The 13,776-nt window shown below is 59.3% G+C and carries 12 protein-coding genes; 8 read left to right on the forward strand and 4 right to left on the reverse strand.

The window, feature by feature from the left end:
- The first annotated feature begins 100 nt into the window (after positions 1 to 100).
- The 3 genes from argH (at position 101) to eutH (M4NBBH2_RS09410) (ending at position 4,385) form a co-directional block, all read left to right on the forward strand.
- Positions 101 to 1,630, forward strand: a complete 1,530-nt coding sequence (gene argH / locus M4NBBH2_RS09400; RefSeq protein ID WP_116270736.1) for an argininosuccinate lyase — start codon at positions 101 to 103, stop codon at positions 1,628 to 1,630.
- A 269-nt stretch (positions 1,631 to 1,899) separates the two neighbouring features.
- Positions 1,900 to 3,000 carry an ethanolamine utilization protein EutH gene (eutH, locus tag M4NBBH2_RS09405; RefSeq protein ID WP_116270737.1) on the forward strand — a complete coding sequence of 367 codons (1,101 nt, stop codon included), beginning with the start codon at positions 1,900 to 1,902 and terminating at the stop codon, positions 2,998 to 3,000.
- Between the two features lie 299 nt (positions 3,001 to 3,299).
- A complete protein-coding gene (gene eutH / locus M4NBBH2_RS09410) occupies positions 3,300 to 4,385 on the forward strand; it encodes an ethanolamine utilization protein EutH (RefSeq protein WP_116270738.1) in 1,086 nt (361 codons plus the stop codon).
- Between the two features lie 274 nt (positions 4,386 to 4,659).
- Here the strand turns inward: eutH (M4NBBH2_RS09410) and M4NBBH2_RS09415 are convergent, their stop codons facing one another.
- Positions 4,660 to 5,616 carry a LysR family transcriptional regulator gene (locus M4NBBH2_RS09415; RefSeq protein WP_116270739.1) on the reverse strand — a complete coding sequence of 319 codons (957 nt, stop codon included), beginning with the start codon at positions 5,614 to 5,616 and terminating at the stop codon, positions 4,660 to 4,662.
- Positions 5,617 to 5,811: 195 nt separating this feature from the next.
- Here M4NBBH2_RS09415 and M4NBBH2_RS09420 point away from each other — a divergent pair, with 195 nt between their 5' ends.
- The 3 genes from M4NBBH2_RS09420 to M4NBBH2_RS09430 all read left to right on the forward strand — a co-directional run bounded on the left by M4NBBH2_RS09420 (position 5,812) and on the right by M4NBBH2_RS09430 (position 9,560).
- Positions 5,812 to 7,212: an aspartate ammonia-lyase gene (locus M4NBBH2_RS09420; protein WP_116270025.1), complete on the forward strand. Its 1,401-nt coding sequence runs from the start codon at positions 5,812 to 5,814 to the stop codon at positions 7,210 to 7,212.
- A 293-nt stretch (positions 7,213 to 7,505) separates the two neighbouring features.
- The gene (locus M4NBBH2_RS09425) at positions 7,506 to 8,342 is read left to right on the forward strand and encodes an SGNH/GDSL hydrolase family protein (RefSeq protein WP_116270740.1); all 837 of its coding nucleotides are present in this window, start codon (positions 7,506 to 7,508) and stop codon (positions 8,340 to 8,342) included.
- Positions 8,343 to 8,378: 36 nt separating this feature from the next.
- A complete protein-coding gene (locus M4NBBH2_RS09430) occupies positions 8,379 to 9,560 on the forward strand; it encodes a glycerate kinase (protein WP_116270741.1) in 1,182 nt (393 codons plus the stop codon).
- 42 nt (positions 9,561 to 9,602) lie between these two features.
- Here M4NBBH2_RS09430 and M4NBBH2_RS09435 read toward each other — a convergent pair whose 3' ends face one another.
- Positions 9,603 to 10,628, reverse strand: coding sequence for a GlxA family transcriptional regulator (locus M4NBBH2_RS09435; RefSeq protein ID WP_116270742.1), 1,026 nt, complete (start codon positions 10,626 to 10,628; stop codon positions 9,603 to 9,605).
- A 157-nt stretch (positions 10,629 to 10,785) separates the two neighbouring features.
- Between M4NBBH2_RS09435 and M4NBBH2_RS09440 the strand changes: the two genes are divergently transcribed.
- On the forward strand, positions 10,786 to 11,586 hold the full coding sequence (locus tag M4NBBH2_RS09440; protein ID WP_116270743.1) for an MBL fold metallo-hydrolase: 801 nt from the start codon (positions 10,786 to 10,788) through the stop codon (positions 11,584 to 11,586).
- 57 nt (positions 11,587 to 11,643) lie between these two features.
- On the opposite strand, the gene M4NBBH2_RS09445 is transcribed toward M4NBBH2_RS09440, so the two are convergent.
- Together M4NBBH2_RS09445 and M4NBBH2_RS11815 are read right to left on the reverse strand one after the other, a co-directional pair.
- Positions 11,644 to 12,624 carry a M20/M25/M40 family metallo-hydrolase gene (locus M4NBBH2_RS09445; RefSeq protein ID WP_116270744.1) on the reverse strand — a complete coding sequence of 327 codons (981 nt, stop codon included), beginning with the start codon at positions 12,622 to 12,624 and terminating at the stop codon, positions 11,644 to 11,646.
- Entirely contained in the window at positions 12,539 to 12,844 is a 306-nt protein-coding gene (locus M4NBBH2_RS11815) for a hypothetical protein (RefSeq protein ID WP_170135143.1), read from the reverse strand. The genes M4NBBH2_RS09445 and M4NBBH2_RS11815 overlap by 86 nt, the downstream gene beginning before the upstream one ends.
- Positions 12,845 to 13,045: 201 nt before the next feature.
- On the opposite strand from M4NBBH2_RS11815, the gene M4NBBH2_RS09450 reads away from it, so the two are divergent.
- Positions 13,046 to 13,522, forward strand: a complete 477-nt coding sequence (locus M4NBBH2_RS09450; RefSeq protein WP_116270745.1) for a zinc-binding metallopeptidase family protein — start codon at positions 13,046 to 13,048, stop codon at positions 13,520 to 13,522.
- The last annotated feature ends 254 nt before the right edge of the window (positions 13,523 to 13,776 follow it).

A 13,776-nucleotide genomic window follows, 5' to 3' on the forward strand; every position in this document is an offset into this window, starting at 1 on the left:
CGGGAGTCAGATTAAAAACAGGGGGATTCTGGAGAAGTTTTCTTCAGAGTCCTCTTTTCGCGTTTTTTCGGGGCGGGGGCACCGCCTGAGGAGATAAAACATGGCAAATCCATTGGAAGCGGGCTTTTCAGAGGACCATCGCGGGAAGATCCGCAAACCCCCGCGCGAGAGCGTGATCCGGAACATCATCAGTCCGGCGATTGAGGAAGACCGCGCTCACGGATCGTTCCAGGATTACCTTGACATCAATAAGGCGCATGTCCTGATGCTCGCGCGCCAGGGGATCATCTCGGAAGAGGTCGAAAAAGCGATCCTCACGGCGACTGACCGAATGGCCGCGATGGGACCGGAACCGGATTTTCCGCTCGACCCTAAGCTTGAAGACATGTATTTCAATCTGGAGCGCCATCTGATCGAGATGACGAGTCTCGAGATCGGGGGGCAGCAGCATACGGCGCGCTCCCGGAACGATCTCTTCGCGACCTCCGCCCGCATGGCGTACCGCCGGTACTATTTCGCGATCGCCGGCCGCTTTATCGCGATGCGGAAGGCGATTCACGCGCTCGCTGAGAAAAATAAGGACGCGGTGTTCTCGGGCTACACGCACCTGCAGCCTTCGGAACCGATCACGTTCGCGCATTACCTATCCGCGATTCTCGCGTCCTTTGAGCGCGATTACCGGAGGTTTTCTGACGCCTACCGGACGCTTGACCGGTCGCCGCTCGGAGGCGGCTCCATGGGTTCCACCACGTGGAATATCGACCGCGGGATGACGGCGGACCTCCTTGGGTTCTCCGAGGTGATCGATAACTCGATCGACTGTGTCGCGAGCCGCGACTACGGGCTTGATATCGCGTCAGGCATGGCGGCGGCCGGAAACACCCTTTCCCGCTTCTGCTTTGACCTCTATATCTGGGCGACGCCGGACTACGGCTACGTTGAGGTAGATGACTCGGACGCGGTCTGCTCTTCCATCATGCCGCAGAAGAAAAACCCCTGGACTCTCGAGCACATCAAGGGGAAGGCGGCGCACCTCGAGGCCGCCTGGATTTCTGTCTTCAGCGCGATGAAGAACACGCCTTACACACACTGCCAGGACGTGAATGGGGAGGCGCTTCACTGGCTCTGGCCCGCGATGCGGGAGATGGAGGCGTGTCTTGAGATGATGACAGACACGGTCTCGGGGCTGAAATTCAATAAGGAGCGGGCGCTTGAGACCGCGCGCGGAAATTTCTGCACGGCGGCTGAACTCGCGAACACGATCGTGCGTCACGACCATATTTCCTTCCGCACGGCGCATGAGATTGTCGCTGAAGTCGTGAACCGGATGATCGCGGGGAATCTGAAGGCGGATGAAACGGGGCTCTCTGTCATCGCGCCGGTGTTCCGCGACGTGGTGGGGCGGGAAACAACAATGACAGAGGATGATGTCCGATCAGGTCTTGATCCGAAGCGGATCGCGATGGCGAAGCGCGTCACGGGGGGTACGGCGCCTGACGAAGTCGCGCGGCAGCTTGAAAGCCGGCTCCGCGCCATCGAGTCTGATGATGCGGAACTCGCGCACCGGATCGGGCGGGTCGCGGACGCGAAGGCAAAGCTTGAGCGCGAAGTCCATGAGGTGATTGGGTAGGCGCTTCGGGCGGGAACGCCGGGTTCACGCGCCAGGAATATTAGCGGAGCCGCGGTCAGGTTATTAAATCCGCTAATAGAGCGTGAACCGCGGACGGCGTGTCCGTAAATTAAAAGACGCGGCAGTTCTGCTGCAGAAGCTGATATGGAGAGTCCGCCTTCACGGATTTTCTCTGACCGTCCCAAGGGGGAAATTTTTCCCTTGGGACTTTTTTTCGGATGAGAGCCGGCACGGACGGAATCGCGTGGTGACCGGCGGGGCAGTGCGGGATGAGTGAAATCGTGGTTGCCGTCATGGCGTGCTTCATGGTGCTTGGAGCCGCTGATAAGGCGCTCTTCTCGGGGCGCTTAGGTTACGGCGAGGAGTTTGAGAAGGGGCTTGGGGCGATGGGGCCGCTCTCGATGAGCATGGTGGGGATTATGTGCGCCGCACCTTCAATCGGCGCTTTTCTCGGCCCAGCGCTGACACCCTTTTTCACCGCAATCGGGTCCGATCCATCCGTCGCCGCCTGCATGGTGCTCGGAGTGGATTCGGGCGGTCTGCCGCTCGCTCTCGCGTTCGCGAAAACTCACGAAGCCGCGATGCTTTCGGGGCTCGGGCTCGGGGGGTCGTTTGGCTGCATCATGACATTCGCGCTTCCGATCTCACTCTCCATCTGCTCTGAGGAAAGCCGCCCGGATGTGGCGCGGGGCCTTGTCGCCGGCATCATTGCCGCTCCCTTCAGTCTCTTTACGGTCGCGGCCGTGATGGGGTACGGGTTCGGGGACGTGCTGAGGCTCGGGCTCCCGGCGTTTGCGGTCGCCGCGATCCTCGCGCTTCTTCTCACGTTCTGCCGCGACGCGGCGGTCCGGGGATGTCTGCTTGTCGGGCGGCTCATGATGGCGGCCTTTGTGGTGCTTCTCGCCTCGGCCGCGATCGAGCACTGGTTCAGCGTCACGCTGATCCCGGGGATGGCGCCGATCGGGCGGCAGCTTGAGATTGTGGGGGAAATCGGCGTGATGCTTTCAGGAGCCTTCCCGATGGTGAAGTTCGCGGAGAGGCACTTCGGGGGCGCGATCCGAGGGCTCGCGCGGCTTCTCCGGATCGACAGTACGGCGTCGCTCGGCATGATCGTTTCGATCGCCAATCCGCTTCCGATGTATGTGACGCTGAACCGTATGACGCCGGAAGGCCGCGTGGTGTGTTCGGCGTTTTCAGGACCCGTGCTCTGCCTCCTTGGCGATCACCTTGGGTTCATCACCGCGGCGTACCCCGCAGGCACGATTCCGATGCTGGCAGGGAAAATCCTTTCTGCGGTTCTCGCGCTCATGATCGCGCTCCTCCTTGTCCGCGCCGGGCGCGGCAAACAGGCCGCGGCAAAGATGGCTTAAGCGTCTTACCGAATAACACCTCGCTTTCCAGGTTCAATAAAAACTCATAGTTTCTGATAGGAACTGATAGATACGCATAGAAACTATCAGGTTCTATCAGAAACGCGCTGCAGGGAAATCCATCAGAGCCTCCGGCGCCTTCCGATCGGAAGCTCTGATTTTTATAAAATGACGCTCAGATCCCCGGTTCCGGATGAGACTCCGGCCGCGGATCGGTAGGCACGGGTGATGGAGGGGTGCTTTCCCCTGATCCCCATTTCTGTCCGCCGGGACGCTACGAAAAGTCTCAGAGGTCAGAAATGATCAGCGAAATCGTGGTCGCCTGCATGGCGGTCTTCATGGTGATCGGGGCGGCCGACAAAGCGCTCTTCAATAATCGCTTCGGGTACGGAGAGGAGTTTGAACGGGGACTCTCCGCGATGGGTCCTCTCGCGATGTGCCTTGTCGGCGTCATGTGCGCGGCGCCTGCGATCGGCCGGGCGGCAGCCCCGGCGTTAGGTCCTTTATTCACGGCGATCGGGTCAGACCCATCGGTCGCGGCCGGCATGATTTTCGGCATTGACTCGGGCGGTCTCACGCTTTCCATCGCGCTCGCCGCGACTCATGAGGCCGCGATGCTGTCGGGGCTTGGGCTCGCCGCCTCGATGGGCTGCGTCATCACGTACGCTCTTCCCGTGTCGCTCTCGATGTGCGCGCCTCGAAGCCGTCCGGCGGTGGCGAAGGGCCTTGCGGCCGGGATCGCCGCGGCTCCCGTGAGTCTCTTTGGCGTCGCCGCGGTGTCGGGTTACAGCCTTTCAGGCGCTTTTATCACCGGGATCCCCGCGTTTCTAATCGGCGGCCTCATGGCTTTTCTTCTGATCACGCGCCAGGACGCTGCGGTCCGGGGCTGCGTGCTCTTCGGAAAACTCATGATGGCGGCCTTTGTCCTCCTTCTCGCCGCCGCGGCGATTGAGCATTGGTTCGCCCTAACACTCATCCCCGGGATGGATCCGATCGGGAAGCAGCTGGAGATCGTGGGCGAAATGGCGGTGATGCTTTCCGGCGCCTTCCCGATGGTGAAGTTCGCGGAGAGGCATTTCGGCGGGGCGCTCACGCGGCTCGCGCGTCTCTTCTCGATTGACGGTCACGCGGCGCTCGGGATGGCGGTGTCACTCGCGAACCCGATCCCGATGTACCTGATGCTCGATCGGATGACTGAGCGCGGAAAAGTGATCTGCTCCGCGTTTTCCGCGCCGATCCTCTGCCTCTTCGGTGACTATCTCGGGTTTATCACGGCAGCTTATCCGGAAGGAACCGTTCCCATGATGGCGGGGAAAATCGCGGCGGCGATCGCCGCGCTCCTCCTCGCGCTTCTGCTCTGCCGCGCGGAAAAGCGCGAAGTTTGAGGCATCGACCTTTAAAAGACGTGAAAAACAGGAATATTCGAAGAATCCGGTCCCTGTTTTTTAAGCCCTGCCATGTCTCAGATATTAGTTTTACTGATAGCAGGGGGCGGAAAGCCGCTCGATCCGTAGACTGGATCGTGCGGGACCGCTTGAACTCTCTCTATGTAAGGCGTTCAGGTCTCTGCTTCTCTCTGTTTTTTAGTGCGCAGAATCTCTTCTACTCTGCTCCGCCCGGAAGACCGATACCCTTCCGGGCTCTTTTTTTCTCCTGGATTCACGCGACCCACTGATACTCGCGGTTCGTGTGCTCAAGCATCTTCCGAAACCGCACCTCAAGCCAGTCAAGGAAATACCGGACCCGCTTCTTCCGGTAAGCGTCTTCGGTCGCGAAGAGGCAGCTGATCCGGGGCGGCCGGGTCCAGCCCGGCATCACCGGGACGATCTGCCCCTCTTTGATCCCCTGGATCGCGAAGTAGAACGCGAGATCCGGGATGATCCCCGCACCCATCAGCATCGCGTCGCGCCCGTTGATCTGGCTGTTAAAGGTCATCGTGCGGCGCCACGAGATCCGTTCCTGCACGCCATCTTTCGTGAGGTAGGTGACGGTCTTCCGGTTCGGGAGGTTAAGAAGAATGCCGCGGTGGTTTTTGCATTCCGCGGGGCGCGCGGGCTCCCCGAAACGCTTGATATAAAGCGGCGACGCGCAGGCAATAAAGGGCATAACGCCGCATTCCCGCACTTCCATTCCGGGCGGGAGCGCTTCCTGCGGTTTATACATGAGGACGACGTCATTCCCGCTCTCTGTCGCGCTGTTCAGGACATCTGACACACCGGAATTCATTTCCCGAAGATCAATCACGATATTCGGGTGATCCATCTGAAATTCAACAAGAGAGGGCGTGAGGAACTGCTGCCTGAAACCGGCGGTGGAGCAGACCGTGATGCGGCCCGCCATCGCGTCCGTGTCATCCTTCAGCTCTTCAAGCATCTGGTGATGGAGCTTCAGGATTTTTGAGGAGTAGCGGTAGAACTGCGTCCCGTAGGATGTCAGCTGCATCGGGCGCTTCTCGCGGTCAAAGAGCGCGACCCCGAGCTCGTCCTCAAGCTGCCTCACGGTGCGGAACGCGTTGCTCGTCTCTGTATTCAGTGCGTCGCTCGCCGCTTTCACGCTTCCCGTGCGGACGATCTCACAGAATACGTGAAGGTTTTCAAGATTCTGCGTTTTCTTCATGTTGTGATCAATTTTGATTCATTAATGACCATAATAAACCTTTACGGAATCGAATTTGATATAGATAATTTTGCCTAGGATGTTTCAGGTGGACAGGCACTAAGTGCTTACACAATCTGAATTATCTTGTTACATCTTTCCTTAATCCGCGCTTCCATATAAACAGACGCGGAACTTTTTAGGAGTGTTAGATCAATGTCCCGTATTGAGCATGATTTCCTTGGCGACCTCGAGATTCCTGATGACGTGTACTACGGCGTTCAGTCCCTGCGCGGCAAGGAAAACTTCCACATCACTGAGCACTCGATGAATGAAGATGAGTACTTCATCAAGGCTTTCGCTCAGGTGAAGAAGGCTGCCGCCCGGACGAACAAGGAACTCGGCACGATTCCGGCGAACGTCGCTGACGCCCTGATCTACGCCTGCGATCAGCTGCTCGAAGGCAAGTACCGCGACCAGTTCGTTACCGACTGGCTCCAGGGCGGTGCCGGCACTTCGACCAACATGAACACGAACGAAGTGATCTGCAGCATTGCCTGCGAAAAGTTGGGTCTCCCGAAGGGCTCCCAGAAGCAGGTTTCGCCGAACGATCACGCGAACTTCGGTCAGTCCACGAACGATACGTACCCGACCGCTCTGCACCTCGCGATGTACTACCGTTCTGAGGACCTCCTCAAGGCCCTGCAGCAGCTCGTTCAGGCCTACTACAAGAAGGCTGACGAATTCAAGAATGTTCTGAAGATGGGCCGCACCCACCTCCAGGACGCTGTCCCGATGACCATGGGCCAGGAATTCCACGGCTGGGGCCGCACGATTGAAGACGAAATCGAAGTGATCAAGGACGCGCAGAAGCACCTCCGCGTGATCAACCTCGGCGGCACCGCCATCGGCACGACCGTGACCTGCCACCCGGATTATCCGGCGAAGGCTGTGAAGTACCTCGCTGAACAGACCGGCATCGACTTCCATAACAGCGACGACCTGATCGCCGCGACGAGCGACTGCGGCGCCTATGTCGCGATCTCGTCCGCCGCGAAGAGCCTCGCCGTGAAGCTCACGAAGGTCTGCAACGATATGCGTCTGCTCGCCTCCGGTCCCCGTACGGGTCTTTCCGAAATCAACCTGCCGATGCGCCAGCCGGGCTCTTCCATCATGCCGGGCAAGGTGAATCCGGTGATCCCGGAAGTGACGAACCAGGCTTCCTTCCTCGCGATCGGTCTCGACACCACCGTGATGCTCGCTGCCTCCGCTGGCCAGCTTGAACTGAACGTGATGGAACCGGTGATTTCGTTCGCTGTCTTCACCCAGATGAAGGTTCTGACGAACGCCATGATCGCCCTCCGTGAGAAGTGCGTTGACGGCATCACCGCGAACGCCGAACACACGAAGGACCTCGTGATGAACTCCCTCGGCATTGTCACGCTGCTCAAGCCCCACTTCGGCTACATGCTCTGCGCTGAAATGGCGAAGGAAGGCTACACCGAAGGCAAGTCTCTCCATCAGATCGTCGTTGAAGAACGCAAGCTGATGACGGAAGAGAAGTGGAACGAAGTGTTCTCCTTCCAGAATCTGATCGCTCCGAAGTTCGAGATGTAATTCAGAAGGGAAGAATCCGCGGCGTGAGTGCACCGCGGATTCTCTGAAGAGTCGGCCGTGCCGCTGGGTCAAACCATCGGCGCGGTTTTTTTATTGACTGAAGCATTAGGTCTTGCCTATCCGGGTCTTTGCGTGAGCCAAAGACAAAAACCAGACAAAAATCGCTCATCTTTTGCGCTGACCCCGCTTCAAGTCTGTCTTTTTACCTAGAGATATCAGGGTATTGAAAAGAGTCCCGGCGGTATATTGGAAAAAACAGAACAGCGCCGCGCCCCCGAGGCCGAGACCCCAAGATGACAACCACTTTCGTCCCGTACCGGAACCCCGAAACCGGTCTGCCGCATCACGTGCAGCCTGAGATCACGAAGATCCCGGCGCCTGAGTCACTGCTTTTTGTCGGGAACTCCCTTTTCTTCTTCAATAATGGCGTTCACCGTTTCGTGCGGAAGCTCCTTGCCGGGGCGGACCCGAAGGCCTCCTGCCGCACGAACCTCATCGCGATCGGCGGGGCGAGCCTCTACTGGCACGATCTCGAAAGCTATTTCCGTCCGGACGCGATCGCGTCCTACGCGATCAAGAACGACGGCACAAACCGCCTTGTCTGGCGTGAGCCGCAGAAGAAACTCTGGGACGCCGTGATTCTCTGTGACAGCACCCAGGGACCGATCCACCCGGATCTCCGGGACCGGTTTATCGAAACCGCGGCGCGGGACGCCGCGATCGCGCGCTCTCACGGAACGGAACCGATCTTCATGATCACCTGGGCTTACGCGGACCGCCCAGAGATGACTGAAGAGCTCGCGGACGCGGTGCTTGCGGTCGCGAACGCGAATCACGCGATGGCGGTTCCGGCCGGGCTTGCGTTCGCGGAGGCGGAGAAGTTCGCGCCGACGATCCCGCTTCGGATCGAGGATAAGCGTCACCCGACGCCTGAAGGGAGCTATCTCCTCGCGGCCGTCATTCTCGAATCCGTTTTCGGGATCAACGTGCGGCGCGTGAATGAAGACTGCGATCTCACCCCCGAGACCGCGATGATTCTCCGGGAGATCGCGCATAAAACGGCGGTGCGGTTCTTTGACCGGCCGCTTCAGTCCCCGAGCCGCAAAGGATCATCCGGCACCAAAGCCTGATCCCCGCAGAAAAATAAGAGAAGGAGTTACTGGATTATGAAAATCGTGATCGCGATGGATTCGTTTAAAGGGTCTCTCACTTCTCTTGAGGCGGGAGAGGCTGCGGCGAAAGGTGTGACGGACGCGCTGCCTGACGCCGACATTATCCTGATGCCGCTCGCGGACGGCGGCGAAGGTACGGTATCCGCTATCGTGAACGCGCTCGGAGGCGAAATGGTGCCTGTGGTGGTCCGGGGACCGCTAGGCACCCTCGTTGAAAGCTCGTACGGCATGGTCTGCGTTGAGGACGCCTCGGGTACGCCCCGCGTTACCGCGCTGATTGAGGCCGCGGATGCCGCGGGTCTCACAAAGGTGCCGTCTTCTCTCCGCAATCCTCGGAAAACCACGACCGCCGGGCTCGGGGATCTGATCCGTCACGCGGTGACGCGCGGTATCAAAGACTTCGTGATTGGGATTGGCGGGAGCGCGACAAACGACTGCGGGCTTGGGATGATGGAGTCGCTCGGCGCCCGGTTTTTTGACGCGAACGGGGAACTGGTCGGCGGCACAGGGGACGATGTGAAGCGGGTCGCGGAAGCGGATCTCGGTGACCTTCTGAAGCTCACCCGCGGGTGCCGTTTCCGCGTCGCCTGCGATGTCACGAATCCGCTCTGCGGAGAGAATGGATGCTCCTTTGTGTTCGGTCCGCAGAAAGGCGGGACCCCCGATATGCTCGCCGAAATGGATGAGGCGATCGGCCGGTTTTCTCGATTGATTGAGACCCAGATGGGGACGGAGAACGCGGCTGATGCGCCGGGTGCCGGCGCGGCGGGCGGTCTCGGGTTCGCGTTCCGGACGGCGCTCGGGGCGGAACTCGTGTCCGGCACCGACCTCGTCCTGCAGACGATCGGCGCGTCGAAAAACCTCTCAGACGCCGATCTCTTTATCACGGGAGAGGGGCGGCTTGACTCCCAGACCGCGCGGGGTAAAGCGCCCGCGGGAGCTGCCCGGTTCCTGAAGCGGCTGAATCCGAAGTGTGTCGCTGTGGAACTCTGCGGCTCGATTGGAGAGCGCCCTGAGACGATTCACGCGCTTGGAATCGACGCCTTTTTCCCGATTATCGGCGGTCCCGCAACCGAAGCCGCCGCGATGGATCCCGACGCCGCGAAAGATAACCTCCGCCGTACCGCGGCGGAGGCGGTGAGGTTCTTCACCGCGGCAAGAGCGGCCCGGGGCTGATCGAGCCGGATTCAGACGGCTCTCAGACCGCGATCTGTGCCATTACTTTCCGATACCGGACCGCGTCTCCTCGGTCCGGAAGGTGTTCCGGTAGCTTTGAGGCGATACGGTCTTCGCTGCCTGAAACGCCTGCCGGAAAGTGACCGGTGACTGAAACCCGGTGTCCTCCGCGATCACGGCGATCGGAAGGTCGGTGGTTTCAAGGAGCTCTTCCGCTTTCCGGAGTTTCAGGATCCGGAGCCAGGCGGCGGGGGTTTCGCCCGCGAACTTTCTGAAGCTCCGGGCGAAATTCCGCGGGGACATCGAGGCGACACGCGCGAGACTCTCCACGGTGATTTCCTCTCTCAGATGTTCCTCGGCGTAGCGCATCGCGAGGTTGAGGCGCGCGGACGGTGTCGTGCGGGCAAGCGGCTCATCGATATACTGCGCCTGGCCTCCATCCCGCACCGGAGGGATCAGCATATTGCGGGCAACGTCGTTCGCCGCGGCCGCGCCTTCATGCTTTCGGAAGAGGTAAAGACAGCAGTCGTTGCCGGCCGCGATGCCGCCAGACGTTATCCGGTTCCGGTCATCGATATAAAGCGCTTTGGGATCAAGCTCCACGCGGGGGAACCGTGCCCGGAAGTCCCGCGCGAACCGCCAGTGGGTGACGGCCCGGTGGCCGTCGAGAATGCCGGCGTAGGCGAGCGGGTACGCGCCGAGGCATAGTCCTGCCACTTCCTTTCCGTCATCCGCCGCTTTCTGAAGCGCCCCGATCAGCGCGGGGGAGGGAACCTTCCCGGGATCTGTCCAGTGCGGCATCAGGACGGTATCCGCGTCGTCCAGCGCTTCAAGACCTGCGGACACCGGCACATCAAAGCCGCCAAGCGCCCGGATGTTCCCGGGTTCCTCAGCGCAGAGCGTGACAAGCCACCGGTGCTTCTCAGGCGGCAGCGTCTGCATGACGAGCCACGGGATCGACAGCAGATACGTGATGGTTCCGGGGGTCACGATGACCGCGGCGCGCCGCGCGGGGTGAGCGGGCGGCAGCGGATCCACATTCGGAAGCGGAAGGTCATAAGGCGTCATGAGTCAGAAATCCAAAATGGCAGAAATCCATCGTTAGCTGTCAATTTACCTTATCACGGTCACAGCCGTGCGTCCGTAGGATGGTTTTCATGAAAAGCGGAGGCGGAGAAAACCGCCCCGCGGGAATTCAAAAAACCATCAAAGGAGATTAACGACAATGAAAGCCATCCATGAATGCAGCACAGTCCAGCTGATCCGCAGTGCGACGATCAAGGTGTCGCTTGGCGGCACAACGTTCCTGATCGACCCGATGCTGGCTGAGAAGGGGGCCTTTTCCGGTTTTCCGGAATCGATGAACATGTCTCAGCGGAATTCGATGGTTGAGCTCCCGTTCCCGGTTGAGGAAGTGCTGAAGTGCGACGCGATCATCCTCACGCACACGCACGTTGACCACTGGGATGATGAAGCCCGCCGTGTGGTGCCGAAGGACCACCTGATCTTCGTGAATAACGAAGAGGAGCGCTGCCAGGTTGAGGCGGATGGCTTTACGAATGTCCGTGTTATGCGGGATGGTGAGGTGTTTAAGGGCGTCACGCTTTTCCGCGCGAATGGCAACCACGGGTCGGAGGAGATCCTGAATAGCGCCATGGGAGATTTCCTCGGTCATCCGATGGGCGTGATTTTTGAGCGCGAAGGCTGCAAGACGGTTTACGTGGTGGGGGACACGGTCTGGATTCCTGAGGTGTCTGAGCGCATTAAGAAATTTAAGCCCGGTGTCATCGTGCTCAACACCGGAAACGCGATGATGGCTGAGTGGAGCAGCTCGATCATCATGGGCGGTCCCGACTTTATCCGTGCCTACCGTGAAGCGCCGGACGCCGCGATCGTCGCGGTTCATATGGATGGTTTTAACCACTGCGTACTCCATCGCCCGGAGCTTCGGCTCCTCACGCAGCGTCTCGGGATGGACCCGCGCCGCGCGCTGATCCCGGCGGACGGCGAAATTCTCGTTTTCTGATAGATCAGAAGGAAAAGGCACGGCTCGTGATGAACCGTGCCTTTTTCTCCGGGCTTTCTATCCTTCGGATGGGTAAAACTGCCGGCAGTCGTACCACACCACCGTATAGTAAATTTCATACAACGCCGGACTTTCGTACCAGCCCTGCCGGAGGGTCATGACGTAGCCGCCGGTGAGTGAACAGACAATCGGAAGCACGGAATCATTGAAGTCGAATTCCGGGCTCCCGAGCGATGCCTGATGTTTGGGGCCGCGGACACCGAACCGAAGCATGATGCCGGGCACGATACTCTGATACCGGGAGAAATCGTCCGGCACGGGGAGCGGCGGAAGATCTGTTCTTGCGGCATCGGTGAATAGATCGTTAATCAGATCGCGCGCGTATCCGACCCGTTCCGGGTCGTTCCCGCCGGAAGCTGCCCCGGGCACGGCACCCGGTTCCGGGGCCGTAAAACCATAGGTTCCCATCGGGAGCGTCGGATCCGCGCAGACTCCGAAAATCGTCTCAATTCCGTATTTCTCAAAAATTCCCGAATTGATTACCGCATCCGCCCCGCGCCCGGTTTCAGAACCGGGTTCGAAAATCAGAACGAGGGTCGAATTGCCGAGCTTTATGTCGTGAGCGAAATCCCGGGCGACCCCGAGAAGCCAGGCGATTTCGCCGTCGTGCCCCTGGGTGTGAGCGGCACGAGGATTCCGGCTGCGGTAAAAGATGTCGCTTCGTTCCGTCACCGGAGACGCGTCAATCCGGGCTCGAAGCGCGATTACGGGCTGCATGTTTTCCCACTTGTCGTCGGGGAACATGACAGGCCGGCGGCGCTTGATAACCGCGATGACACCCCCTGGGACGGATTTCAGATCAATGTGATGGACACCGAACCGGAGAAGGATGTCCGCGATCCGCTTCGCTGTCCGATGCGTCTGGAAACCGAGTTCAGGGCGCGCGTGGAAATCACGCCGGATCTTCAGAAGCTGACTCTGCCAGAGGACAAACTCCGGAAATACCCAGTCCTTTCCAACCAGTTTCATTGCTCTCATTGAGGATCAGTCCTTTGATTCGGATACCGCGTTCGCCAGTCGGATCATCCCGGTGTGGTTCTCCTGTCGATATGCGTTTGATTACTTTTGTGTCAGATTCGCTGTTCGTTTTTAATTGTAGAACAGGGGAAAAGAGGAAAAAAAGCGGTTGGGCTTCCGCGCGGTTTTGACAGCAATAGGGAGGAAGATTCCCAAAGCGCTGGAAGAAATCATTTTTCATTGCGCCGGAGATGATCCACAGGGGGAGTGTTTCTGTCGCTCACGGTACGCGGAAATGCTCTCATTTTCTAAGCAATTCCTTTTAATCACAATGCCTTATTGGCAAAAAGATTCCGGCAGTTAGAATCGAAAATAGCGCTGGATAAAGCACTTAAGAGCCTTATCCAGCAACGAAAAAGCTGAATTCTGGAGGAGAACTGAAATGGCATTTGGACAGAAAGTGCTATCGCGCGTGAAGTCCGCTCTCATGTTCGACCCCCGGTCGGACGCCCCCGTGACGCGCCGGGTGGCTTTTGTGATTGAACCGAATACCAAGACTGAGGGGAAAGCGCCCGAGGCGGGTGCCGCGATCAGCGGCGCGGCCGAGCTCATCCTCCGGGTTGAAACCGCGGCCCAGGCGATCTGGGGGGCTGAAGCGCACGTGGTGTCGCTTGGTGACACCGGGGTGCCGCTTAGCTGCGGTCCGTCCCGCGTCGAAGTGAAGATTGAGGCCCGCGCCCGGAGTGAAGGCGAAATGAAGCACCTCATTTCCCTCCTTCGAGAAGAAGCCCGCGTGATCTGCGACCGTCGCCGTCTCATTATTACGGAAGAGCAGATCAGTGAGCGTGTGGTGAAACCGGGGACCCCGGAACCCGTCATCGAAACGGTGACGGAAGAAACCCGCATCTACGGCGTGTAAAGCATTCCGATCCGGCAGCAGCCCGGATCAAAAGTTAGGGAACGACCGGTGTCCCGGAGGTCTCCTCCTACAGCCTTCCAGGCACCGTCCGAAGGAGTCTTATCAGAGCCGTTTCGATAAGCTCCTTTTTTTTGCCCGCGCGGTCTGAAACCCCGAGGGGCGGCTGGCTCGGATTGACTTCGCGCGATTGGTTCAGTAACTTAAAGGAACGGACGGGGGTTCACCCATCCGTGAAGGCAAGGGACGGGGGCTAG

The sequence above is a fragment of the Mesosutterella multiformis genome (genome assembly GCF_003402575.1).
Classification (GTDB): domain Bacteria; phylum Pseudomonadota; class Gammaproteobacteria; order Burkholderiales; family Burkholderiaceae_F; genus Mesosutterella; species Mesosutterella multiformis.

What these genes read in the sequence shown, in the direction of transcription:
- eutH (WP_116270738.1), top strand. Translation starts at nt 3,300, where the DNA reads ATGATCAGCGAAATCGTGGTCGCCTGCATGGCGGTCTTCATGGTGATC.
- M4NBBH2_RS09450 (WP_116270745.1), top strand. Translation starts at nt 13,046, where the DNA reads ATGGCATTTGGACAGAAAGTGCTATCGCGCGTGAAGTCCGCTCTCATG.
- M4NBBH2_RS09440 (WP_116270743.1), top strand. Translation starts at nt 10,786, where the DNA reads ATGAAAGCCATCCATGAATGCAGCACAGTCCAGCTGATCCGCAGTGCG.
- M4NBBH2_RS09430 (WP_116270741.1), top strand. Translation starts at nt 8,379, where the DNA reads ATGAAAATCGTGATCGCGATGGATTCGTTTAAAGGGTCTCTCACTTCT.
- eutH (WP_116270737.1), top strand. Translation starts at nt 1,900, where the DNA reads ATGAGTGAAATCGTGGTTGCCGTCATGGCGTGCTTCATGGTGCTTGGA.
- M4NBBH2_RS09425 (WP_116270740.1), top strand. Translation starts at nt 7,506, where the DNA reads ATGACAACCACTTTCGTCCCGTACCGGAACCCCGAAACCGGTCTGCCG.
- M4NBBH2_RS09415 (WP_116270739.1), bottom strand. Translation starts at nt 5,616, where the DNA reads ATGAAGAAAACGCAGAATCTTGAAAACCTTCACGTATTCTGTGAGATC.
- M4NBBH2_RS09445 (WP_116270744.1), bottom strand. Translation starts at nt 12,624, where the DNA reads ATGAGAGCAATGAAACTGGTTGGAAAGGACTGGGTATTTCCGGAGTTT.
- argH (WP_116270736.1), top strand. Translation starts at nt 101, where the DNA reads ATGGCAAATCCATTGGAAGCGGGCTTTTCAGAGGACCATCGCGGGAAG.
- M4NBBH2_RS09435 (WP_116270742.1), bottom strand. Translation starts at nt 10,628, where the DNA reads ATGACGCCTTATGACCTTCCGCTTCCGAATGTGGATCCGCTGCCGCCC.
- M4NBBH2_RS11815 (WP_170135143.1), bottom strand. Translation starts at nt 12,844, where the DNA reads ATGAAAAATGATTTCTTCCAGCGCTTTGGGAATCTTCCTCCCTATTGC.
- M4NBBH2_RS09420 (WP_116270025.1), top strand. Translation starts at nt 5,812, where the DNA reads ATGTCCCGTATTGAGCATGATTTCCTTGGCGACCTCGAGATTCCTGAT.